This is a genomic window from Blastococcus sp. SYSU D00922, from assembly GCF_054050495.1.
The window spans coordinates 1-22,402 of sequence record NZ_JBJGZL010000015.1 but is presented as its reverse complement, the minus strand read 5'-3'; the positions used below and the strand labels follow the sequence as shown (position 1 = coordinate 22,402).

The 22,402-nt window shown below is 74.3% G+C and carries 24 protein-coding genes and 1 rRNA gene; 9 read left to right on the top strand and 16 right to left on the bottom strand.

The features are described 5' to 3' along the window. Positions 1-28: 28 nt before the first annotated feature. Positions 29-613 (bottom strand): antibiotic biosynthesis monooxygenase, encoded by a 585-nt coding sequence (locus tag ACI78T_RS17945; RefSeq protein ID WP_456559486.1) that lies wholly within the window; start codon positions 611-613, stop codon positions 29-31. A gap of 97 nt (positions 614-710) precedes the next feature. On the opposite strand from ACI78T_RS17945, the gene ACI78T_RS17940 reads away from it, so the two are divergent. Continuing rightward, entirely contained in the window at positions 711-1,565 is an 855-nt protein-coding gene (locus tag ACI78T_RS17940) for a DNA-formamidopyrimidine glycosylase family protein (RefSeq protein WP_456559485.1), read from the top strand. Between the two features lies 1 nt (position 1,566). On the opposite strand, the gene ACI78T_RS17935 is transcribed toward ACI78T_RS17940, so the two are convergent. Together ACI78T_RS17935 and ACI78T_RS17930 are read right to left on the bottom strand one after the other, a co-directional pair. After that, positions 1,567-2,064 (bottom strand): cupin domain-containing protein, encoded by a 498-nt coding sequence (locus tag ACI78T_RS17935; protein ID WP_456559484.1) that lies wholly within the window; start codon positions 2,062-2,064, stop codon positions 1,567-1,569. Positions 2,065-2,091: 27 nt separating this feature from the next. After that, positions 2,092-2,937, bottom strand: a complete 846-nt coding sequence (locus ACI78T_RS17930) for a PspA/IM30 family protein (protein ID WP_456559483.1) — start codon at positions 2,935-2,937, stop codon at positions 2,092-2,094. Between the two features lie 120 nt (positions 2,938-3,057). On the opposite strand from ACI78T_RS17930, the gene ACI78T_RS17925 reads away from it, so the two are divergent. Further along, the gene (locus ACI78T_RS17925) at positions 3,058-4,071 is read left to right on the top strand and encodes a PfkB family carbohydrate kinase (protein ID WP_456559482.1); all 1,014 of its coding nucleotides are present in this window, start codon (positions 3,058-3,060) and stop codon (positions 4,069-4,071) included. Next, the gene (locus ACI78T_RS17920; RefSeq protein ID WP_456559481.1) at positions 4,068-4,544 is read left to right on the top strand and encodes a GNAT family N-acetyltransferase; all 477 of its coding nucleotides are present in this window, start codon (positions 4,068-4,070) and stop codon (positions 4,542-4,544) included. The genes ACI78T_RS17925 and ACI78T_RS17920 overlap by 4 nt, the downstream gene beginning before the upstream one ends. Here the strand turns inward: ACI78T_RS17920 and ACI78T_RS17915 are convergent. The 3 genes from ACI78T_RS17915 to ACI78T_RS17905 form a co-directional block, all read right to left on the bottom strand. Continuing rightward, complete coding sequence (locus ACI78T_RS17915; RefSeq protein ID WP_456559480.1) at positions 4,525-5,019, bottom strand: TetR/AcrR family transcriptional regulator; 495 nt, start codon at positions 5,017-5,019, stop codon at positions 4,525-4,527. The genes ACI78T_RS17920 and ACI78T_RS17915 overlap by 20 nt on opposite strands. A gap of 85 nt (positions 5,020-5,104) precedes the next feature. Then, positions 5,105-5,512 carry a helix-turn-helix domain-containing protein gene (locus ACI78T_RS17910; RefSeq protein WP_456559479.1) on the bottom strand — a complete coding sequence of 136 codons (408 nt, stop codon included), beginning with the start codon at positions 5,510-5,512 and terminating at the stop codon, positions 5,105-5,107. A 149-nt stretch (positions 5,513-5,661) separates the two neighbouring features. Continuing rightward, complete coding sequence (locus ACI78T_RS17905) at positions 5,662-6,141, bottom strand: CinA family protein (RefSeq protein ID WP_456559478.1); 480 nt, start codon at positions 6,139-6,141, stop codon at positions 5,662-5,664. 115 nt (positions 6,142-6,256) lie between these two features. Between ACI78T_RS17905 and ACI78T_RS17900 the strand changes: the two genes are divergently transcribed. Then, complete coding sequence (locus ACI78T_RS17900) at positions 6,257-7,006, top strand: AfsR/SARP family transcriptional regulator (protein WP_456559477.1); 750 nt, start codon at positions 6,257-6,259, stop codon at positions 7,004-7,006. Here the strand turns inward: ACI78T_RS17900 and pgsA are convergent. From pgsA to ACI78T_RS17885, 3 genes are read right to left on the bottom strand one after another with little or no spacing between them, the layout of a single operon-like run. Then, entirely contained in the window at positions 7,003-7,674 is a 672-nt protein-coding gene (gene pgsA, locus ACI78T_RS17895) for a CDP-diacylglycerol--glycerol-3-phosphate 3-phosphatidyltransferase (RefSeq protein ID WP_456559476.1), read from the bottom strand. The two genes, ACI78T_RS17900 and pgsA, sit on opposite strands and share 4 nt — an antisense overlap. A 5-nt stretch (positions 7,675-7,679) precedes the next feature. Then, positions 7,680-9,119 (bottom strand): 30S ribosomal protein S12 methylthiotransferase RimO, encoded by a 1,440-nt coding sequence (gene rimO / locus ACI78T_RS17890; RefSeq protein WP_456559475.1) that lies wholly within the window; start codon positions 9,117-9,119, stop codon positions 7,680-7,682. A gap of 57 nt (positions 9,120-9,176) precedes the next feature. Then, positions 9,177-11,672: a DNA translocase FtsK 4TM domain-containing protein gene (locus ACI78T_RS17885; RefSeq protein ID WP_456559474.1), complete on the bottom strand. Its 2,496-nt coding sequence runs from the start codon at positions 11,670-11,672 to the stop codon at positions 9,177-9,179. An 80-nt stretch (positions 11,673-11,752) separates the two neighbouring features. Between ACI78T_RS17885 and ACI78T_RS17880 the strand changes: the two genes are divergently transcribed. Next, positions 11,753-13,696: a S9 family peptidase gene (locus ACI78T_RS17880; protein ID WP_456559473.1), complete on the top strand. Its 1,944-nt coding sequence runs from the start codon at positions 11,753-11,755 to the stop codon at positions 13,694-13,696. Beyond that, complete coding sequence (locus tag ACI78T_RS17875) at positions 13,693-14,220, top strand: GNAT family N-acetyltransferase (protein ID WP_456559472.1); 528 nt, start codon at positions 13,693-13,695, stop codon at positions 14,218-14,220. The genes ACI78T_RS17880 and ACI78T_RS17875 overlap by 4 nt, the downstream gene beginning before the upstream one ends. On the opposite strand, the gene ACI78T_RS17870 is transcribed toward ACI78T_RS17875, so the two are convergent. The 4 genes from ACI78T_RS17870 to ACI78T_RS17855 are packed head-to-tail and all read right to left on the bottom strand — an operon-like array spanning position 14,195 to position 18,113. Next, positions 14,195-15,895: a ribonuclease J gene (locus ACI78T_RS17870; RefSeq protein WP_456559471.1), complete on the bottom strand. Its 1,701-nt coding sequence runs from the start codon at positions 15,893-15,895 to the stop codon at positions 14,195-14,197. The genes ACI78T_RS17875 and ACI78T_RS17870 overlap by 26 nt on opposite strands. Next, a complete protein-coding gene (dapA, locus tag ACI78T_RS17865; protein WP_456559470.1) occupies positions 15,892-16,788 on the bottom strand; it encodes a 4-hydroxy-tetrahydrodipicolinate synthase in 897 nt (298 codons plus the stop codon). Before dapA ends, ACI78T_RS17870 begins: the two co-directional genes overlap by 4 nt. Positions 16,789-16,797: 9 nt before the next feature. After that, positions 16,798-17,307, bottom strand: a complete 510-nt coding sequence (locus ACI78T_RS17860; protein ID WP_456559469.1) for a dihydrofolate reductase — start codon at positions 17,305-17,307, stop codon at positions 16,798-16,800. Beyond that, on the bottom strand, positions 17,304-18,113 hold the full coding sequence (locus tag ACI78T_RS17855; RefSeq protein ID WP_456559468.1) for a thymidylate synthase: 810 nt from the start codon (positions 18,111-18,113) through the stop codon (positions 17,304-17,306). Before ACI78T_RS17855 ends, ACI78T_RS17860 begins: the two co-directional genes overlap by 4 nt. 91 nt (positions 18,114-18,204) lie before the next feature. Here ACI78T_RS17855 and ACI78T_RS17850 point away from each other — a divergent pair, with 91 nt between their 5' ends. Continuing rightward, complete coding sequence (locus tag ACI78T_RS17850; protein ID WP_456559467.1) at positions 18,205-18,642, top strand: DUF1232 domain-containing protein; 438 nt, start codon at positions 18,205-18,207, stop codon at positions 18,640-18,642. On the opposite strand, the gene ACI78T_RS17845 is transcribed toward ACI78T_RS17850, so the two are convergent. Next, positions 18,610-19,839, bottom strand: a complete 1,230-nt coding sequence (locus ACI78T_RS17845) for a winged helix-turn-helix domain-containing protein (protein WP_456559466.1) — start codon at positions 19,837-19,839, stop codon at positions 18,610-18,612. The two genes, ACI78T_RS17850 and ACI78T_RS17845, sit on opposite strands and share 33 nt — an antisense overlap. Before the next feature lie 52 nt (positions 19,840-19,891). Continuing rightward, the gene (locus ACI78T_RS17840) at positions 19,892-20,884 is read right to left on the bottom strand and encodes an EamA family transporter (protein WP_456559465.1); all 993 of its coding nucleotides are present in this window, start codon (positions 20,882-20,884) and stop codon (positions 19,892-19,894) included. 67 nt (positions 20,885-20,951) lie between these two features. On the opposite strand from ACI78T_RS17840, the gene ACI78T_RS17835 reads away from it, so the two are divergent. Both ACI78T_RS17835 and ACI78T_RS17830 read left to right on the top strand, forming a co-directional pair. Beyond that, entirely contained in the window at positions 20,952-21,542 is a 591-nt protein-coding gene (locus tag ACI78T_RS17835; RefSeq protein ID WP_456559464.1) for an N-acetyltransferase family protein, read from the top strand. Then, positions 21,539-22,201: a DUF2461 domain-containing protein gene (locus ACI78T_RS17830; protein WP_456559463.1), complete on the top strand. Its 663-nt coding sequence runs from the start codon at positions 21,539-21,541 to the stop codon at positions 22,199-22,201. The genes ACI78T_RS17835 and ACI78T_RS17830 overlap by 4 nt, the downstream gene beginning before the upstream one ends. Positions 22,202-22,288: 87 nt before the next feature. Here the strand turns inward: ACI78T_RS17830 and rrf are convergent. Beyond that, positions 22,289-22,402 (bottom strand): 5S ribosomal RNA (gene rrf, locus ACI78T_RS17825); the annotation flags it as partial.

Sequence of the window (22,402 nt, the reverse complement as noted above, 5' to 3'; positions counted from 1 at the left end):
ACGAGAAGAGCTCCAGGAGCAGGGCGGCTCAGTCGCCGGAGGGACGCAACCAGCGGGCGAAGAGCCGCGTCAGCGCGGGCATGACCACGTGCCCGAGCAGCACGACGACGATCGACGCCGACAGCAGCAGGCGCGCCTCGACCGGCCAGGAGCCCAGGTGCGGCGTCACCAGCAGCTGGAACAGCGAGGTGATCGCGAAGACCGCTGCGATCGTCAGCACCGTCATCCGCCAGCGCGGACCGGGCCGGGCCGGGCGGGTGAAGAAGCTCTCCAGCCCCTCCACGCGGGCGTACCGGGCGTCGTCGACCATCTCCTCGACGTGCGCCAGCGCCGACCGCCGCTCCGACGACCGCTCCCAGGCGGCCAGCGACTCGTCGTCCACGAAGCGGTAGACCAGGTGGTACTCCGAGCTGCCCGGTCCCGGGCGCAGCAGGCTGGCCCCCAGGTTGCCCGGGAAGCGGGACGCCAGACCCAGGACGTTCTCGGCCCAGCGTTCGAAGGCCTCGCGACGGTCGGGGCGCACGACGCGGGCGACCGTCACGGTCACCGGCTCGGAGGTCGGCGCTGCGGCCTCGTTCCCGAAGCGGCTGCGCAGGCGGAGGGGGACGCTCACGGCACCGATCAGCGCTCGCCGGCGCCGCCGTCATCCCGGCTGTCGGAGGTCTCACACCATCTGAGCAGGCCCGACGTGCGCCAGGGACACTGGGGACGTGCCCGAGGGAGACACCGTGTGGCTGGCCGCGCAGCGGATGAACACCGCGCTGGCCGGCGCCACCCTGCGCCGCGGCGAGTTCCGGCTGCCCCAGCTCGCGGCGCTCGACCTGGCCGGGACGACGGTCCGCGAGGTCGTCCCCCGCGGCAAGCACCTGCTGATCCGGCTGGCCGACGAGCGCACCCTGCGCACGCACTTCCGGATGGACGGCAGCTGGCACATCTACCGGCCCGGCGCCAAGTGGCGGGGCGGCCCCGCCTACGACGTCCGCGTCGTCCTGGCCACCGACGAGTGGGAGTGCGTCGGCTACCGGCTGCACGACGTCGACATCGTGCCGACGTCCGACGAGGACCGGCTGGTCGGCCACCTGGGGCCCGACGTGCTGGGCCCGGACTGGGACCTCGACGAGGCGCTGCGCCGGCTGCGGCAGCACCCGGACGAGCAGGTCGGCGTCGCCATCCTCGACCAGCGCAACCTCGCCGGCATCGGCAACCTCTACAAGGTCGAGTCGCTCTTCCTCTGCGGCGTGCACCCGTGGGCGCGGGTCGGCGACGTCGACAACCTGCAGGCGCTGGTCGAGCGCGCCCGCACCCTCATGCTCGCCAACCGCCACCACCCGGAGCAGAGCACCACCGGGGACACCCGGCGCGGGCAGGACCACTGGGTGGCCGGTCGCAAGGGCCGCCCCTGCCGGCGCTGCGGCACCCCCATCCTGCTCGGCGAGCAGGGCCCGACGACGCAGGAGCGGGTCACGTGGTGGTGCCCGAAGTGCCAGGCGGCCCGGTCACCGATCGACCCGCAGGCGCGCACCGGCGAGCCCGACCACCCGCAGCCGGTCACCCTCTACCGCTGACTCACACCCAGAAGGTGTCGTGGCGGAGGAAGAACTCCGTCCAGTCCTCCGGGGTCATCTCCTTCCGACGCGCGGCGTCGGCGATCGTCTCGAAGTAGTCCTCGCGCGGTGCCCCTGGCGTGAAGAGCAGCAGCATCGACGCCGGCTCCCCGGACTCGTTGCGGAAGCCGTGGACGCCGCCCTCCGGCACGTGCAGGAAGTCGCCGGGGCCCCCGTCCAGCCACTGCTCGCCGTCGTAGAGCCGGACGGTGCCCTCGAGCACGTAGAACGACTCGGTGATGCCGCGGTGGAAGTGCGGCCCGGGACCGGTCGGCGCCGGCCCCATCTCCCAGCGGTAGAGCCCGAACGCCCCAGCGGTGCTGGCGCCCGTCGCCAGGTAGTGAGCGGCCCCGCCACCACCCAGGGCGAGCTCCGGGGACGCGTCGGCCCGTCGCAGCGAGGCGGTCACCTCGCCGGACGGGCCGGTGTAACGGTCAGGCGGGTAGCCCGGGCCGGACATCGTCGCTCCCCCGGCCCGGGCCCGCCGTCAGGCCTGGGACTCGGGCCGCTCGGCCGGCTGCGCCTCGCGCTGCTCGGCCGCGGACTGCGGCACCGACGGGGCGCCCTGCTCGATGGCCGCGGCCGGCTGGCCGCCCTCGACGGCCGGGGTGCCCCCGCCCATGGAGGCGCGGATCTGGTCCAGCCGCGAAGCGCCCGCGACGTCGAGCGTCGCCTTCTGCACCTCGAGCATGCGGCCCTCGACCGAGCTCTGCGCAAGCTCGGCCTGGCCGAGCGCGTTGGCGTACCGGGCCTCGATCTTGTCCCGGACCTCGGACAGGCTCGGGGTGTTGCCCGGCGCCGACAGCTCGTTGACCTGCTTGAGCGACGACGCCACGTGCTCCTGCATCTTCGCCTGCTCGAGCTGGCTCATCAGCTTCGTGCGCTCGGCGAGGGTCGTCTGCAGCCGCATGCGGCTCTGCTCCACGGCACCGCGCGCCTGCTCGGCGGCCTGCAGCGCCTCGTCGTGGCTGCGCTTGAGGTCCTCCATCGACTGCTCGGCGGCGACCAGCTGCGTCGCGAACGCCTGCGCGGCGTTCTCGTACTCCGCCGCCTTGTTCGCGTCCCCGGAGGCCCGGGTCTTGTCCGCGAGGACGAGCGCCTGCCGGGCCGACGCCTGGAGCTTCTCCACCTCGCCGAGCTGGCGGTTGAGCCGCATCTCCAGCTGCCGCTGGTTGCCCAGGACCGCGGCGGCCTGGTTGGCCAGGGCCTGGTGGCGCTGCTGCTCGGCCTCGATGGCCTGCGCGATCTGGATCTTCGGGTCGGCCCGCTGGTCGATCTGCGCGTTGGCCGACGCCGTGAGGTACTTCCACAGCTTCACGAACGGGTTGGGCATGGGTCCTCCTGCTCCGGCGCAGCTGCCGGCCCGGCGATGCTCGTCACCTCATCGTCCCAGGTGATGCACCGTGGAAGCGAACGCGGGCGACCGGTTCCCTCGCGCGGCTAGGGTTTGCCCGTGCCCGACTCCCCCGTCCTCGCCGTCCTGGGCGAACTGGTGGTCGACCTGCTGCCCGTCGCGGATGCGGATGCCGGTCCGGAGGGGACTGCACCGCAGTACGTGGCCCGGCCCGGGGGCAACGCCCTCAACGTGGCCGTCGCCGCCGGCCGGCTGGGCGCCCCGGTCCGCCTGATGGCCCGCCTCGGCACCGGCCCCCTGGCCGCGAACCTGCGCCGGCACGCGGAGCTCTCGGGCGTCGACCCGGCCGGCTTCGTCGATGCTGCCGAACCGGTCAGCCTCGCCGTGGTGGGCCTCGGCCCCGACGGCTCGGCCGACTACGGGTTCCACGTCCTCGGCGCGGCCGACTGGCAGTGGACCGACGAGGAGCTCGAGCGGGTGCTGCCGGCCCGCACCGGCATCGTGCACGTCGGCTCGATCTCCAGCTGGACCGCTCCGGGCGCCGACGCCATCGCCCGGCTGGTGGCACGGCTGCACGCGGACGGCGGCACCCTGATCAGCGTCGACCCGAACATCCGCCCGATGCTCGCCGAGGGCCCAGTCGGGGAGACCCTCGGCAACAGCCGGCCCGTCGTCCACGCCCGCCTCGACCGGCTGGTCGCCCAGGCCGACGTCGTCAAGGTCAGCGCCGAGGACCTCGCCTGGCTCGACGGCCCAGCCGACCTCGACGAGGCGGCGACGAGCTGGGCGGCACGGGGACCGGCAGTCGTCCTGCTCACCGACGGTGGCGCGCCCCTGCGGATCGCCCGCCCCGGCCGCCCCCTCCTGCACCGGGAGACGCCCCGCGTGACCGTCGTCGACACCGTGGGTGCCGGCGACTCGCTGGCCGCCGCGTTGCTCACCGGCCTGCTCGAGGCGGGCGTCACCACGCGGGCGGCGCTGGAGCAGCTGCCCGACGAGCAGCTGCTCGCCCTCGTGGACGACGCCGCGCTGGTCGCCGCCCTCAACTGCACCCGGGTCGGCGCGGACCCGCCCACGCGCGCGGAGCTCGAGGCCGCGCGCCCGGGCCGGTGAGCGACCTCCGGCTGGTCGGCTTCGAGGAGCTCTCGGCGGGCGCTCTGCGCGAGCGGCTGCTGGCCGACCGCGTACGGTTCTGGGCCGGCTCGGCCCTGCCCGACGACGAGGTGCGCGCGCTGCACGACCCGGTCTTCTTCCACCAGCTCGGCGGGTTCGGCGCCGTCGCGATGACCCCGGACGGCGCGGACGCCGGCTACCTGCTGGGCGTGGTGAGCGCCGACCGGCTGGGCGTCGTCCACGCCGTCGCCGTCCACGACGAGTGGCGGGGGCACGGGGTCGCCGTCCGGCTGGTGGAGCGGTTCGCGGAGCTGGCCGCGTCGGTGGGCGCGCGGGCGGTGCAGGCGGTGGCTCCGCCGGGCGACGCCGTCGTCCGGGGGCTGGGCCGCCGCTTCGGGGCGCACGAGGCGCTCTCGCCGGACCACGCGGGTCCGGGCGCCGACCGGCTGCTGCTCACCCGCTCCCTGGGCTGAGCAGCTCCGCCAGGCGGGCCGCGTGCCGGTGGCGCGTGGTCGACCGGCCGGGCTGCAGCACCACGCCCAGCAGCCACCGCGCCACGAGCTCCGCACCGTCGACGTCCAGGCCGAGCGCTCCGCCGAGCCGGGTGACGAGTGCCGACCACCGCTCGGCGTCCACGGTCAGCAGCCCGGCGAGGAGCTCCGGCTCGATCGACGCGAGCCGCCGGAGGACCGGGTGGGCACCCAGCTCGTCGGAGAGCGCCGCCAGCGCCGGCTCGAGGGGCAGGCCCTCGGCCAGCGCCGTGAGGCGGTCGAGCTCCACGGCCAGGAGCGCCGCGACGACCTCGTCCTTGGTCCGGAAGTGGTTGTACAGCGTCGCCTTGGCCACGCCCGCCGCGGCCGCGACCGACTGCATGGTGCTGCGCCGCACCCCGTGCTCGGCGAAGGCGCGGGCGGCGCCGGCCAGGAGCCCGAGACGCGTGCGGCCCATCGCGTTCCCGCTGCGCGTGTGCGCACCGGGTCGGTGGACCGGCCCCTGACAGGTGGTGGGACCGAGCGACATGGCGGGGCGGGCGTCAGGCGGCGAGCGAGACGGCCTCTCCGCGACGCAGCGCGGACCGTGCCGGCGCGCCGACCAGGGCGAGGGCCGGCTCGGCGACCGGCTGCGCGGCCGCCGGCTGCTCGGCGGCGGGCTGGACCTCGGCGGCCGGGACGTCGGCGGCCGGCGCGAGCGGCCGGACCGCTCCACCGCCGGCGACGCGCAGCTCCAGGCTGACCTCGGCGAGCAGGTCGGCGAGCTCCACGTCCAGGGCGTCGCAGATCGAGGCGAGCAGCTCCGAGGACGCCTCCTTCTGCCCGCGCTCCACCTCCGAGAGGTAGCCGAGGCTGACCCGGGCGGCGCCGGAGACGTCGCGCAGCGTGCGGCGCTGACGCAGCCGGTGGCCACGCAGGGTGTTCCCGAGCTGGGTGCGCAGCAGCGTCATGGCCGTCTCCTGTCCTGCGAGCGGGGAAGCGGCGGCGCCCTTCCGGGCGCCGTGCGCTCACGGTACGCGGCGCCGGCCCGGGAAGCCGGACCGACCGTGGCGCGTCCGCTGATGGCGTAACGCCGTCCCCCGACCGGGCGTTCCCGGGCTCAGGACAACCGGGCCAGCAGCGCCTCCATCGCGGTGGCGACGGCGGCCGCGCGGACGGTGGCCCGGTCGCCGGTCAGGTCGAGCTCGTGCACGTCCGTGCGCCGGCCGTCGGCGAGCCCCAGGTACACCCGGCCCGGCCCGTGGCCGTCGACCGGTTCGGGCCCGGCCACCCCGGTCAGCCCGACGCCCCAGGTGGCGCCGCACCGGGCACGCACCCCCTCGGCGAGCGCAGCGGCGGTCTCGGGGCTCACCGGCCCGTGCCGGCCGAGCAGCTCGGCGGGGACGCCGGCCAGCTCGGTCTTGAGGTCGGTCGCGTAGACGACGACGCCGCCGCGCAGGGTCGCGCTGGCCCCGGGGACCGTCGCGAGGGTCGCGCAGAACAGCCCCGCGGTGAGCGACTCGGCGGCGGCCACCGTCTCCGACCGCGTCAGCAGGGCGGTGTGCACACGGACGGCGACGGGCTCTGCGGGATCGGTCACGCCCCATCTTCACCCGGCCGCGCGCAGCTGTACCTTCCTCGAGCTCCCCAGCCTCCCTAGAGTGCGCATCGGGCGTCCCACCGGGGGCCCGAGCGCCCACCCGGAAGGCGCCGGCATGTACGACGACACCGATCCCTCCACGCCGCAGGTGCGGCTCATCGGCGGCCTGTCCCTGCACTACGGCGGCCGGCGCATGGCGCTTCCGCCGGGGAGCCACCGCCTGCTCGCCTACCTCGCGCTGCACCCCGCCGGGGTGGACCGCCGCAGCACCGCGGGCGTCCTGTGGCCGACCGTCGACGAGAGCCGGGCCGCCGGCAACCTCCGCTCGGCGCTGTGGCGGCTGCAGCAGGTCGGCTGCCCGCTGGTCCACGCCGAGCAGAGCACCCTGGCCCTCCGCGACGGCGTGGAGGTCGACGTGGCGCGGTTCGAGGCGTGGGCCGGGCGGATCCTCTCCGGGACCGCCGGACCGGACGACCTCGCCGTGGACCCCGGGCCGATCGCGGAGCTCGAACTGCTGCCCGGCTGGTACGACGACTGGGTCCTCGCTGTGCGCGACCGGGTCCACCTGCGCCGGGTGCACGCGCTCGAGCAGCTGAGCCTGCTGCTGCGCCGGTCGGGCCGGCCCTCGGCGGCGCTGGAGGCGGTGCACCTGGCCGTCCAGGCCGAGCCGCTGCGCGAGAGCGGTCAGCTCGCGCTGATCGAGGCGCACCAGGCGGCCGGGAACTGGGCCATCGCGCGGCAGCAGTTCGACGCCTTCCGGCGCATCCTGCGGCGGGAGATCGGGGTCGAACCCAGCCCGGAGCTGACCGCGGTGGCCACCGCCTCGCGGCGCCGGGGCGTGCCGCTCCCCCGCGCGCGGCGCTAGGCCGCCGTGTCGGTGCGGGTGCCGCTGGCGCCGCTGGGCCCGGCCGCCCGCCGGGCCGCCGCCGCGCGCATCGCGCGGGCGCTGGTCTGGCGCAGGGTGACCGCGCGGTAGACGTAGTCGAGCCCGGTGAGCACGGTCAGGAGCACGGCCAGGGCCATGACCCACCACCGGCCGGTGGCCAGCAGCCCGGTGAGCGGCAGGATGTAGAGCCCGATCGCCAGCGACTGGACGACGGTCTTCGCCTTGCCGCCGCGGCTGGCCGCGATGACGCCGTGCCGGATGACCCAGAAGCGCAGCAGGGTCACGCCGACCTCGCGCACCAGGATCACCACGGTGACCCACCACGGCAGCAGCTCCAGCACCGAGAGCCCGATCAGCGCGGTGCCGGTGAGCGCCTTGTCGGCGATCGGGTCGGCCAGCTTGCCGAACTCGGTGACCTGACCGGTCCGGCGGGCGATCATCCCGTCGTAGCGGTCGGTGATGATCGCCGCCGCGAACACCAGCGTCGCCCAGTACCGCCGGTCGTCGTCCAGGCCGCCGTCGGACATCAGCAGGACGGCGAACACCGGCACCACGGCCAGGCGGAGCACGGTCAGGGCGTTGGGCAGGTTGACGAGCTTGGCCGACGACGGCGGTGTGGCGGCGGGGTCCGGGGCGACGTCGGTCACGGCGATCACCGCCCGGCCGGTGCCAGGCCGGCGCCCACCAGCGCCCGGGCCAGGAGGTCGATGCCCTCGGTCCCGACCACCTCGGCGGTCACCAGCTGCCCGGCCACCGCGTCGGCGGGCACGCCGGCGACGGTCGTCGTCCCATCGGCATCGGGGTCCTGGTGTGCGGCGTGGCCGAGCCACACGCCCGGGCCCTCCTCCGCGGACAGGTCCTCGGTGAGGAGCACCTCCACCCGCTCGCCGATGCGGTCCTCGGCGCGCTGGGCGGTGAGCTCCTCGACGAGGTCGGTGATCCGCCGGACACGGGCGTCGATCTCCGCCTGGTCGAGCTTGCCGTCGAGGCCGATGGCCTCGGTGCCCTCCTCGTCGGAGTAGCCGAAGACGCCCACGGCGTCGAGCCGGCCCTCGACGAGGAAGCGCTCGAGCTCGGCGACGTCGTCCTCCGTCTCGCCGGGGAAGCCGAGGATGACGTTGGTGCGGAAGCCGGCCGTGGGAGCGAGCGAGCGGGCGCGCTCGATGAGGGCCAGGAAGTCGTCGGTACCGCCGAAGCGGCGCATCCGGCGCAGCAGCGTGGGCGACGAGTGCTGGAAGGACAGGTCGAAGTACGGCGCGACGCGCTCCGTGCCGGCGATGACCTCCAGCAGGCCCGGCCGCAGCTCGGCCGGCTGCAGGTAGGCCACCCGCACGCGGACGATGCCGTCGACGGCGGCCAGCTCCGGGAGCAGCTTCTCCAGGGACCGCAGATCGCCGAGGTCCTTGCCGTACGACGTCGAGTTCTCGCTGACCAGCACCAGCTCGGTCACGCCCTGGGAGGCCAGCCACTGCGCCTCGGAGAGCACCTCGGCCGGAGGACGGGAGACGAACGCGCCGCGGAAGGTGGGGATCGCGCAGAACGCGCAGCGGCGGTCGCAGCCCGACGCCAGCTTCAGCGCCGCGGACGGGCCGGCGGCCAGCCGCTTGCGGCGCAGCCAGTCGTGGCCCGGGATGACCGGCGCGTCCGCGGCCGCCGTGGCAGCGGTGCGCTGCACCGGGCTGATCGGCAGGAGCGTGCGGCGGTCGCGCGGGGTGTGCGGCACCAGCGGTCGGCCGGCGAGCACGTCGTCCAGGCGGTCGCCGATCGTCCCGTAGTCGTCGAAGCCGAGGACGGTGGCCTCCGGCAGCGCGCCGGCCAGCTCGGAGCCGTACCGCTCGGCCATGCAGCCGACCGCCACGACGGAGGCGCCGGAGTCGGTCGCCGCGAGGATGGCGTCGACGGAGTCCTTCTTGGCCGTCTCGATGAAGCCGCAGGTGTTGACCAGGACCGCGTCGGCGCCGTCCGCGTCGTCGACCAGCTCGTAGCCCTCGGCGGCCAGCCGGCCGGCGAGCTCCTCCGAGTCGACCTCGTTGCGGGCGCAGCCGAGGGTCACCACCGCGACCTTCCGGGCAGGGTGGGGCGCGGCTGTCACCCGGCCATCGTAGTCGGCGTTCAGGGCCGGGACGGCGCGGAAACGGTGTCCCCCGTCTCAGACGTCCCCGCCGCCGCCACCCCGCAGGGTGAACAGCACCGACTCCAGCTCGTCGGGCTTGATGAGCACGTCGCGCGCCTTCGAGCCCTCGGACGGCCCGACGATGCCGCGGCTCTCCATCAGGTCCATGAGCCGGCCGGCCTTGGCGAAGCCGACGCGCAGCTTGCGCTGCAGCATCGACGTCGAGCCGAACTGGCTGGTGACGATGAGCTCCACGGCCTGCACGAGCAGGTCGAGGTCGCCGCCGATGTCCTCGTCGATCTCCTTCTTCTCGCCGGCCGCCGCGGTGAAGACCTCTTCCCGGTACTCGGGCTCGGCCTGCCGCTTGGTGAACTCGACGACCGCCTCGATCTCGGTGTCGGACACGTACGCGCCCTGCACGCGCATGGGCTTGCCCGCGCCGATCGGCAGGAACAGCGCGTCACCCATGCCGATGAGCTTCTCCGCGCCCGGCTGGTCGAGGATGACCCGGCTGTCGGTGAGCGACGACGTCGAGAACGCCAGCCGCGAGGGCACGTTGGCCTTGATCAGACCGGTGACGACGTCGACCGACGGCCGCTGCGTCGCGAGCACCAGGTGGATGCCGGCCGCACGCGCCTTCTGCGTGATCCGGACGATCGACTCCTCGACGTCCCGCGGGGCGACCATCATCAGGTCGGCGAGCTCGTCGACGATCGTGAGGATGTACGGGTAGGGCTGGTACACCCGCTCGCTGCCGGGCGGCGCGGTGATCTCGCCCTTCTCGACCTTGCGGTTGAAGTCGTCGATGTGCCGGACACCGGTGGCCCGCATGTCCTGGTAGCGCTGCTCCATCTCCTCGACCAGCCAGGCCAGCGCGGTGGCCGCCTTCTTCGGGTCGGTGATGATCGGCGTGATCAGGTGCGGGATGCCGTCGTAGGGCGTGAGCTCGACCATCTTCGGGTCGACCAGGATCATCCGCAGCTGCTCGGGCGAGGCCCGGAGCAGCAGCGAGGTCAGCAGCGAGTTGATGCAGCTGGACTTACCGGCACCGGTGGCACCGGCGACGAGCAGGTGCGGCATCTTCGCCAGGTTGGCGCAGACGAAGCCGCCCTCGATGTCCTTGCCCAGGCCGACCAGCATCGGGTGCGGGTCCTGCTTGGCCGCCTGCGAGCGCATGACGTCGCCCAGCGACACCGTCTCGCGGTCGGTGTTGGGCACCTCGACGCCGACGGCCGACTTGCCCGGGATGGGCGCCAGGATCCGGATGTTGTCGTTGGCCACCGCGTAGGCGAGGTTCTTGGTCAGCGCGGTGATCTTCTCGACCTTGACGCCGCTGCCCAGCTCGACCTCGTACCGGGTGACCGTCGGGCCGCGGGTGAAGCCGGTGACGGCGGCGTCGACGTTGAACTGCTCCAGGACGCCGGTGATCGCCTCGATCGCGACGTCGTTCGACTTCGAGCGGGCCCGCGGCGGCGTGCCCGGCCGCAGGATCGACAGCGAGGGCAGCACGTAGTTGCCGGCGACCGGCTGGATGGACAGCTGCTCCGGCTCCGTGATCGGCGGCAGGTCCTCCGGGGGCGCCGTCCGGTCCACCACCGGCGGGCGGGCCGCCGGCGCCCGCAGCTCGGTGTGCTCGGGCTCCGTCGTGAGGGTCGCCTCCGGGGCGGCCTCGAAGGCGGCGTGGTCGATGGGGCCGGTCGTGAGGAGGTCCTCGTTGACGGCCTTGCGGCGGCCGCGCCGGCTCGTCGGCTCCTCCTCGTCCTCGTCGTCGTACTCGTCGTACTCGTCGTCGTAGTCCTCGCCCCGGCCCAGCAGCCAGTCACCGAGGTCGCCGAGGCGCTGCGGGATCTGGTGCACCGGGGTGGCGGTGATGACGAGGACGCCGAAGAAGGCGACGAGCGCGAGCAGGACGACGGCGACGGCCATGCCGACGCCCGCCTCGAGCGGTGCGCCTACCCCCCAGCCGATCAGGCCGCCGGAGCCGGTGATGCCCGCCTTCGGGTCGGAGGGCGTGCCGACGAGCTGGGCGATGCCGAGCACCGACGCGACGGCGCACAGCCACCCGATGGCCAGCCGGCCGCGCGCCTCGGGGCGGGGCCCCCGGCGCAGCAGCCGCAGCGCGGCGAAGAAGAGGACGACGGGCAGGACCATCACCAGCGACCCGATGACCCAGCGCACGCCCTGCGTCAGGCCGGCGCCCACGGGGCCGATGCCGTTGCTCCAGGCCGCCGCGCCGAGCACGACCGCCAGGCCCAGGACGGCGAGGCCGACGCCGTCCCGGCGGTGCTCGGGCGCGAGCGGCTCGGCTTCCTCCGGGCGGGCGACCGAGCGGGCGAGACCACCGGCGCCGCGGGCGAGCAGGTTCCAGCTGCCGGAGACGACGCCCCAGAGGCCGGAGGACTGCTTCTTCTTGGCAGCGGGACGGCGGTTGGCGGTGGAGCGCTTGGCGGCCGGCCGCTTCTTGCTGGCCGTCGATCCCGACCGGCTGCGGCTGGCCGCCGGTCGACGCGTCGACGTGGTGCGGGCAGGCATGTGTCGGACGGTAATCGCCTCCAGGGCCCGATCCGGGCAGGCCGGAGCACGTGTCCCCCCGGGGCCCTAACGTCACAGGCATGGTTTCCGCTGCCCTCCCCCACGGTTCCTGGCCGACCCGCATCACCTCCGAGCTGGTCGTCCGAGCGGCCGCCGTGCTCGGCGAGGTCGTCGTCGACGGGGGCGACGTGTGGTGGTCGGAGTCCCGGCCGGCCGAGGGCGGCCGGTCGGTGATCGTCCGCCGGGCGGCCGACGGGACGGTCACCGACGTCCTGCCCTCGCCGTGGAACGCCCGCACCCGGGTGCACGAGTACGGCGGCGGCGCCTGGACGGTGTTCGGCGGCACCCTGTGGTTCACCGAGTTCTCCGACCAGCGGCTGTACCGGCTCGATCCAGGCAGCGGCACCCCGGTCGCCGTCACCCCCGAGCCCGCCGTCCGGGCCGGGGTGCGCCACGCGGACCTGCGCGTGCAGCCGGACGGCAGCCTGCTCGCCGTGCGCGAGACGCACCCGGCCTCCGGAGGCGCCGTGGAGGTCGTGAACGAGCTGGTGCGCATCGGTCCCGACGGCAGCGACGTCCTGGTGACCGGCCCCGACTTCGTCTCCGACCCCCGCCCGTCACCGGAGGGGGACGCGCTGGCCTGGCTGCAGTGGGACCACCCGCACATGCCCTGGGACGCGGCGCGGCTGGTCGTGCGCGGCGGCGACGGTCGCGAGCACCCGATGGCCGGCGGGGACGGCGAGTCGGTCGTGCAGCCGGTCTGGGGCGATGACGGCACGCTGTGGTTCCTGAGCGATCGCACGAACTTCTGGTCGCTGTACCGACGTCGTCCGCACGGCGAGATCGAGCTGGTGGCCGACGTGGGCAGCGACATCGGCGGCCCGCAGTGGCGGTTCGGGTCGAGCCGGTACGCGCTGCTGCCCGACGGCCGGGTGGCCTTCGCCTACGGGCGCGCCGGCGCCGACCGGCTGGCCGTCCTCGAGGACGGCGGCGTCCGCGAGCTCGACGTGCCGTGGGGCACCTTCCGCTACGTCCAGGCACAGGGGACGTCGGTCGTGTGCCTGGCCGCGAGCCCGTCGAGCGAGCCGGTGGTGCTGCGGGTGGACGTCGACAGCGGTGAGCAGGAGGTGCTGCGCCCGGCGCGCGACCTGAAGCTCGACGCCGCCTGGTTCTCCGTGCCGGAGCACGTCACCTTCCCGACCGAGGACGCCGGGACGGGGATCGGCGAGGCGCACGCGCTGGTCTACCCGCCCACCAACCCGGAGGCCACGGCGCCGGACGGCGACCTGCCGCCGCTGCTCGTGGTGGTGCACGGCGGTCCGACGGCCGCCGCGGTGCCGGTGCTGAACCTCGACGTGCAGTACTGGACCTCCCGCGGCTTCTGCGTGGCCGACGTCGACTACCGCGGCTCGGTCGGCTACGGACGCCGGTACCGCGACGCGCTGCAGGGCCGGTGGGGCGTGATCGACCTGGACGACGTCGTCGCCTGCGCCCGCTTCCTCGCCGGCAGCGGACGCGTCGACCCCGCCCGGATGGCCATCCGCGGCGGCTCGGCCGGCGGGTACACGACGCTGGCCGCGCTGAGCATGCGGCCGGGGGTCTTCACCGCGGGCGCCAGCCACTACGGCGTCGCCGACCTGGGCGCGCTGGCCGCCGAGACGCACAAGTTCGAGTCCCGCTACCTCGACGGGCTCGTGGCGCCGTGGCCCTCGGGCCGGGCGGTCTACGACGAGCGGTCGCCCATCAACCACGTCGACGCGTTCGACACTCCCCTGGCGGTGTTCCAGGGCGACGAGGACGCGGTCGTGCCGCCGGACCAGGCCGAGGCCATCGTGGCGGCGCTGCGGGAGAAGGGCGTGCCGCACGCCTACCTGCTCTTCGCCGGCGAGCAGCACGGTTTCCGCAGGGCGGAGAACATCCGCGCCGCCCTGGACGGCGAGCTGTCCTTCTACGCGCAGGTGTGGGGCTTCGACCTGCCGGTCGAGGAGGGCATCACGCCGATCGAGGTGTCGGCCGGTCGATGAACGTGCGCCCGGCCCGCGAGGACGACCTGCCGCGACTGCGCGACATCGAGTGGGCAGCGGGCCGCGCGTTCGCCGACCTGGGGATGCACCTGGTCGCCGACGACGAGCCGCCGTCCCTGGACACGCTCCAGGGGTACGCGGATGCCGGCCGGGCTTGGGTGCGCACGGACGACGAGGACCGTCCGGTGGCCTACCTGCTGGCCGACGTGGTCGACGGCTGCGCGCACCTGGAGCAGGTGAGCGTGCACCCGGATCACGCTCGTCGCGGACTGGGGCGCGAACTGGTCGACCGGCTCCTGGCTTGGGCGCTCGAGCAGCACCTGCCGGCGATCACCCTGACCACGTACGTGGACGTGCCCTGGAACGGCCCGTACTACGAGCGGCTCGGTTACCGCTTCCTCGACGAATCCGAGCTCACGCCGGGCGTGCGGCGGATCAGACGGGCAGAGGCCGATCGCGGCCTCGACCGCTGGCCCCGGGCCGCGATGCGGCGGGAGGTCAGACCTCCAGAACCGTCGGGATGATCATCGGGCGGCGGCGGTGGGTGTCGGACACCCACTTGCCGACGGTCCGCCGGATGACCTGCGACAGCCGGTGGGAATCGATCTCGTCGTCCTGGAGGGCCCGCTTGAGGTTGTCCTCGACCAGCGCCAGCACCTCGTCGAAGGCGGCCGGGTCGTCGGAGAAGCCCTTGGTCGACAGGTGGACCGGCCGCACGATCGTCCGCGTCGAGGGTTCGATCACGACGGTCAGCGCCACGAACCCCTCGTCGCCGAGGATCCGGCGGGCCTGGAGCGACTCCTCGCCGACGTCGCCGACGTTGAGCCCGTCGACGTAGACGTTGCCGATCGGGACGCTGCCCACGATCGAGGCCTTGCCGTCGACGAGGTCCACGACGACGCCGTCCTCGGCGAGGATCACGCGGTCGCGGGCCATGCCGGTCTCCTCCGCCAGCGCCGCGTGTGCGCGCAGGTGACGCCACTCGCCGTGCACCGGCATGAGGTAGCGCGGCTTGGCGACGTTGAGCAGCGTCCGCAGCTCGCCGGCCGGCGCGTGACCGGAGACGTGCACCCGTGCCGTCTCCTTGTGCACGACCGTCGCGCCGAGCCGGGCGAGGCCGTTGATCACCTTGTAGACGGCGGTCTCGTTGCCGGGCACCAGCGACGACGCGAGGACCACGGTGTCGCCGGCCTCGATGGTGACCTGGTGGTGGTCGCCGCGCGCCATGCGGCCGAGCGCGGAGAGCGGCTCGCCCTGCGAACCGGTGCTGACCAGCACCACCTGCTCGGGTGGCATCGCCGCGGCGTCGTCCAGCGACACCATCAGGCCGGGCGCGACGCGGAGCAGGCCGAGGTCGCGCGCCACCCCCATGTTCCGCACCATCGAGCGGCCGACGAACGCCACCTTGCGGCCGTGCATCTCCGCCGCGTCGAGCACCTGCTGGATCCGGTGCACGTGGCTGGCGAAGCTGGACACGATCAGCCGCTGGGTGGCCCGGCGGAAGACGTCCTCGAGCACCGGGCCGATCGACCGCTCCGGGGTCACGAAGCCGGGGATCTCGGCGTTCGTCGAGTCGGCCAGGAGGAGGTCGATGCCGGTGACGCCGAGCCGGGCGAAGGCGCCGAGGTCGGTGAGGACGCCGTCCAGGGGCAGCTGGTCCATCTTGAAGTCGCCGGTGTGCACCAGGACGCCGGCGGGCGTGTGCACCGCGACGGCGAGCGCGTCGGGGATCGAGTGGTTCACCGAGATGAACTCGCAGTGGAACGGCCCGGCGACGTGGTCCTCGCCGGCCGCCACCTCGACCAGCGTCGGGTCGAGCCGGTGCTCGCGGAGCTTCGCGGCGACCAGCGCGAGGGTGAACCGGGAGCCGACGAGCGGGATGTCCTCGCGCAGCCGCAGCAGGTACGGGATCGCGCCGATGTGGTCCTCGTGCCCGTGGGTGAGGACGACGGCGGTGATGTCGTCGAGCCGGTGCTCGATGACCCCGAAGTCGGGGAGGATCAGGTCGATGCCCGGCTGCTCGGCCTCGGGGAACAGCACGCCGCAGTCGATGACGAGCAGCTTGCCGTCGAACTCGAGGACGGCCATGTTGCGGCCGATCTCCCCGAGCCCGCCCAGCGCCATGACGCGCAGGCCGCCGGGGGGCAGCGGGGGCGGCGCCTTCAGGTCCAGGTGCGGCTGGGTGACCTGACCACTCACAGCGCGACCCCGCCCGCCACCAGGTCCTTCCGCAGCTGCGCCACCTGCTCGGGGGTGGCGTCGACGAGCGGCGGCCGGACCGGCCCCGACGGCAGGCCGAGCTGGCGCAGGGCCGCCTTCGCGAGGATGACGCCCTGGGTGCGGAAGATGCCGGTGTAGACCGGCAGCAGGCTCTCGTTGACCGCCCGCGCCTTGACCAGGTCACCGGACTCGACGGCGGCGATCAGCTCGGCCAGCCGCGGGCCGACGACGTGCCCCACCACGCTGACGACGCCGACGGCGCCCAGCGCGAGCAGCGGGAGGTTGAGCATGTCCTCGCCCGAGTAGTAGGCGAGGTCGGTGCGGGCGAGCGTCCAGGCGACGGCGCCGAGATCGCCCTTGGCGTCCTTCACCGCGACGATGTTGGGGTGCTCCGCGGCGCGGACCAGCGTCTCGACCTCGATGGGGATGGCCGACCGCGGCGGGATGTCGTAGAGCATCACCGGCAGGTCGGTGGAGTCGGCGACCGCGGTGAAGTGCCGCAGCAGGCCCTCCTGCGGCGGCCGGTTGTAGTACGGCGTCACGACCAGGAGCCCGTGCACGCCGAGCGCCGCGGCCGACTGCGCCTTCTCGATGGAGTGCGCGGTGTCGTTGGTGCCGACGCCGGCGATCACGGTCGCCCGGTCACCGACGGCGTCCATCACCGCCTCGAGCACGGCGTGCTGCTCGCCGTCGCTGATGGTGGGCGACTCCCCCGTCGTCCCGAAGACCACCAGCCCGTCGTGCGACTGCCGGTCGACCAGGTGCGCGGCCAGTTCCTGCGCGCCGGCGAGGTCGATCGTGCCGTCCTCGGCCAGCGGGGTCACCATCGCCGTGAGCACGCGCCCGAAGGGCCGGGCGGGGTCGCTGGTCATGGGGAGAATCTACCCAGCGGCGCCGACGGGTCCCCGGTCGTACTCCGACACCGCGTACCGCAGCCCGGACGACGACGAGAACTCCCAGCCGGTGTCCGGGGTCCGCGAGACCAGCCGCCACTCCGGCCCGAGCGCCGGCGCCCAGGTGTCGCCCTCGACGGTGACGTCGACGTCGGTGACCACCAGGCGGTCGGCGTGCGACAGGAAGGCGGCGTAGACCGCGCCGCCCCCGATCACCCAGAGCGGCTCGTCGCGCGCCAGCACCTCGTCCACCGACCCGGCACGGTGCGCCCCCTCCCCCGACCAGTGCGGGTCGGAAGTCAGGACGACGTTCGTCCGACCGGGCAGCGGGCGGAAGCGCTCGGGCAGCGACTCCCAGGTGCGACGGCCCATGACGACCGTCGAACCGGTGGTGAGCGAACGGAAGAGCTTGAGGTCCTCGGGGAGGTGCCAGGGCAGGCCGCCGGAGGCCCCGATGACCCGCTCGCGGGCCTGCGCCCAGATGAGTGCGATGGTCACACCGCCACGGCCGCCCGGATCGCCGGGTGGGGGTCGTACCCGTGCACCGTGAAGTGCTCGTAGGTGTAGTCGAACAGGGACGGCGCGGGCGCCAGGTCGAGCGTCGGGAACGGCCGGACCTCGCGGGAGAGCTGCTCCCGCACCTGGTCGACGTGGTTGCTGTAGATGTGGCAGTCGCCGCCCACCCAGACGAAGTCGCCGGGGGCGAGGCCGACCTGGTCGGCGATCATGCGGGTCAGCAACGCGTAGCTCGCGATGTTGAACGGGACGCCGAGGAACATGTCGGCGCTGCGCTGGTACAGCTGGCACGAGAGCCGGCCGTCGGCCACGTAGAACTGGAAGAACGCGTGGCAGGGCGCCAGCGCCATGTCGGGCAGCGCGGCGACGTTCCAGGCGGAGACGATCATCCGGCGGGAATCGGGGTCGGAGCGCAGCGTCTCCAGCAGCTGGGCGATCTGGTCGACCTGCCCGCCGTCGGGGGTCGGCCAGGAACGCCACTGGACGCCGTACACGGGACCGAGCTCCCCCTCCGGGGAGGCCCACTCGTCCCAGATGGTCACGCCGTTCTCGCGCAGCCATCCGACGTTGCTGTCACCGCGCAGGAACCACAGCAGCTCGACCGCGATCGACTTGAAGTGCACCTTCTTCGTCGTCACCAGCGGGAACCGCTCGGACAGGTCGTAGCGCAGCCGCTCGCCGAACAGGCTCACCGTCCCGGTGCCGGTCCGGTCCTCCTTGGGCGTCCCCTGCTCGAGGATGCGTCGCAGGAGGTCCTCGTACTGGGTGTCGATCGGTGCGCCGTCCACGGGCCCGAGACTACGTCCGGGGACCGACGGCCCGGGAGGCACGGACACCACCTGCACCACCGGTCCGACGGCTACCGGCAGACTCCCGGCCGTGGAGTGGTGGCAGACCCTGCTCGCCGTCGTCGGCGGCCTGCTGCTGGTCTGGGCGGTCGGCCTCGCGATGCTGTGGCGGGCCCGGCCGGAGGACCTCACGGTCCGCGAGGCGCTCCGCCTGCTGCCCGACCTGGTCCGGCTCGTGCGCCGCCTGGCCGCCGACCGGTCCCTGCCCCGCGGCGTGCGGATCCGCCTCTGGCTCCTGCTGGCCTACCTGCTGTCCCCGGTCGACCTGGTGCCCGACGTCGTCCCCGTCCTGGGGTACGCCGACGACGTCGTCGTGGTCGCCCTGGCCCTGCGGTCGGTGGTCCGGAGGGCGGGCAGCGACGCCCTCGCCGCCGCGTGGCCGGGCGGCCCGGCCGGGATGGCCGTCGTCCTGCGGCTGGCCGGGCTGCCGGCCGGCTCAGGCCCCGAGGTCGGTACGGACCGCGCGTGAGGCACCGAGCAGGTCGGCGGCCAGGTCGCCCGCCCCGGTGACGACGACGTCGTCGAGCTGCAGCCAGTCGGCCATGAGCCGCAGCTCGTCGGCGAGCTCGGCCGCGACGACGGGCCGTGCGATGCCCTCCTCGCCGTGGACCGCCTGGACCCGCAGGACGCCGGCCTTCCGGTCGGCCTTGAGGTCGGCGCGCGCGACCAACCGGTCGTCCAGCAGGAACGGCAGCACGTAGTAGCCGTGCACGCGCTTGGCCGCCGGCGTGTAGATCTCCAGCCGGTAGCGGAAGTCGAAGATCCGCTCTACGCGCGGGCGCTCCCAGACCAGGGAGTCGAAGGGGCTGAGCAGGGCCCGGGCACGGATCCACCTCGGCCGGCGCGCCCCCGGGTCCAGCCAGGCGGGAGCCCCCCAGCCCGCGACGTCGACGGGCACCAGCTCGCCGGCGTCGGCCAGCTCCTCGATCGCCGTGCGCGCGGCCGTGGGCTTGAGCCGGAAGTAGTCCCGCAGATCCCGCTCCGTGGCGACGCCCAGGGCACGTGAGGCGACCCGCACGAGCTCCCTGACGGCGTCGGCGGGCTCGGGCGTGGGCGTCCGCAGGACCTCGGCAGGTAGCACCCGCTCGGTGAGGTCGTACACCTTCTCGAAGCTGGTGGTCCGGTGGGTCGCGGTCACCGCCCCGGTGAAGAACAGCCACTCGAGGGCCACCTTGCCGGCGTGCCAGTCCCACATCTCGCCGGACCGCTCGCGTGGGCCCTCCAGCAGGTCACCGGCCTTGAGCGGCCCCTCCGCACGGACGCGGTCGAGCACCTCGGCCACGAAACCGGGCCGCTCGCGCTGCAGCCGGACCATGTTGCCCCACGCGTGCTCCTCGGCCGCGGCCATCCGCCAGCGCAGGTGCGGCTGCAGCCGCACTGGCAGGAACGACGCCTCGTGCGCCCAGTACTCGAAGATCGCATGGCGACGGGCCGTCAGGTCGTCGAGGGCGGTGCGCGGGTAGGCCCCGAGCCGGCTGAAGTAGGGCAGGTAGTGCGAGCGCGACAGGACGTTCACCGAGTCGATCTGGACGACCGCGAGCCGCTCGGTGACCCGCCGGAGCTGGCGGGTCCCGATGCCCGCGGACGGCCGCTCATCGGCGAAACCCTGGGCGGCCAGGGCGATCCGCCGCGCCAGACCTGCCGGCAGCTTCTCGGGAACGCTCACGGCTGGTCATCGTGCCGGTCGGGTCCGACATGCCGCCCGCTGGGCCGCCCGATCAGGTGGGTTCGAGGGGTGGCGCCCCGGCGTCCCCGCCGGGCGACGGGCGTCGCCGGGCCCGCGACTCGGCGGTGATCACCCAGGCGACGGCGCCGATGATCACCGCACCGCCGACCAGCACGTTCGAGGTGAGGGGCTCGGCGAGGAAGATCGCGCCGAGCGCGACGGCGACGGCCGGGTTCACGTACGCGTACGTCGTCGCCAGGGAGAGCGGCGCCCGCGCGAGCAGCCAGACGTAGGCGCTGTAGCCGAGCACGCTGCCGACCAGCACGAGGTAGGCGAACGCGACCCACGCGGACGGTTCGGTCCCCGACAGCTCCAGCCGGCCCCACTCCCCGCCCAGCGAGCCGAGGACGACCATGGCGGTCCCGCCGGCGGCCATCTCGACGACCGTCGCGGCGAACGGGTCGGCCGGCATCGGCCGCCGCGTCGCCAGCACGGTCCCGACCGACCACAGCAGCGAGGACAGGCACACCAGCAGGAGCGGACCGAGCTCCGCCGCGCCGCGTACCCCGGGCAGCAGGAGGACGGCGACGCCGACCAGCCCGATCAGCAGGCCCGCGACGGTGGCGCCCGAGGGCCGGTCGCGCAGCAGCGCGCGCAGCAGGACCACCCACAGCGGCGTCCCTGCGATGAGCAGGGCCGCGAGCCCGGAGTCGACGTCCTGCTCGGCGACGGCGACCAGCCCGTTGCCGCCCACGAGCAGGAAGAGCCCGGTGACCGCGGCGGTGACGAGCTGGACGCGGGACATCGCGAAAGCCGCCCGGCCGCGGACCAGCAGCAGGGCGGCCAGCAGCACGAGCCCCGCGAGCAGGAAGCGCGTGCCCATCCCGAGGAACGGCGGGAGGCCACCGTCCACGACGTACTTGATGGCCAGGTAGGTCGAGCCCCAGACCAGGTAGACGGTGCCCAGCGCGACGAGGACGCCGGCCGTCACCGGCCGATCGACGACGGCGCCCCCGGGGGCGGAGCGGGGCGCGGCGGTGGTCACGCGTCGATTCCAGCACCCCGGCGGGAGGGGTCGGCCGGCGCCTCCCCGGCGCACCTAGGCTGCCCGCGTGGACCCGACCTCGACGTTCCCCCGCCTCACCGGGCGGGCCGACGTCTCGGTCCGGCCGGCGGTCCCGGAGGACGCGGCGGAGATCGCCCGGGTCCAGGAGGTCACGTGGCGGACCGCCTACCGGGCCGTGCTCCCACCGGCGGTGCTCGACGGCTGGGACGCCGACGCCGCCCAGGCCACCTGGCGCTCCGCGGTCGCCGCGCCACCCACGCCGGCCCACGGCGTCCTCGTGGCCCTGGAGCGGAACTCCCTCGTGGGCTTCGCCGCCTACGGCCCCGCCGAGCTCACTGCCGGCGAGGAGCCCGACCCGGCCGGCCCCACGACGGAGGTCGGCACGCTCCTCGTCGAGCCGCGGTGGGGCCGCCGTGGCCACGGCAGCCGGTTGCTGGCGGCGGTGAGCGACCTCGCCCGGGCCGGTGGAGCCGCCCGGCTGCAGGTGTGGCTCCTGGAGGACGACCGGGCGTCGGCGACCTTCTACGAGTCGGCGGGGTGGGAGCCGGACGGCTGGGCCCGGACGCTGGACACCGGCTCGGACCCGCTGCGCGAGATCCGCTGGCACGCGCTGCTCGACGAGGAGGGTGCACCGTGACGTTCGAGGGATTCCCCGACGAAGGCCTGGTCTTCTACGAGGGTCTCGAGGCGGACAACACGAAGACGTACTGGACCCGCAGCAAGAGCGCCTACGAGGCGCACGTCCGCGGTCCCCTGCTGGCGCTGCTGGAGGAACTGGGCCCGGAGTTCGGGACGGCGAAGGTGTTCCGCCCGTACCGGGACGTGCGCTTCAGCAACGACAAGACCCCGTACAAGACGCACCAGGGCGCCGTGATCCACCCCGAGGGGCGGGCGAGCGCCCTGTACGTGCAGATCTCCGCCGACGGACTGCGGGTGGCCGGCGGGTGCTGGCGGCTCGAGTCGGACCAGGTGGCCCGGTACCGGCGGGCCGTGGCCGACGCCCTCCAGGGGCCGCGCCTGGAGACGGAGACCGACCGCCTGTCGGCGGCCGGATGGTCGATCGACGGCGAACGCCTGGTGCGGGTGCCGTCCGGGTTCGACGCCGACGCTCCGCGGATGGACCTGCTCAAGCGCAAGTCCCTGCACGCGAGCCGGGCGTGGGAGCCGACGGACTGGCTGCACACGCGCCGCGCGCTCGACGAGGTGCGGGACGCATGGCGCGACCTGGCGGCGCTCAACGCCTGGCTGGACGACAACGTCGGCGCGACGACGAAGGAAGCCGCCCGGCGCCGCTGACCCTTCATGCTTCATCGAGATAAAGCCCGGAAGGTCGGGGGAACGCCGAAGGGCCCCAGCGTGTGCTGGGGCCCTTCGGTAATGGTTGTCCGGCGGCGTCCTACTCTCCCACCCCGTCTCCAGGGCAGTACCATCGGCGCTGAGAGGCTTAGCTTCCGGGTTCGGAATGTTGCCGGGCGTTTCCCTCTCGCCATGGCCGCC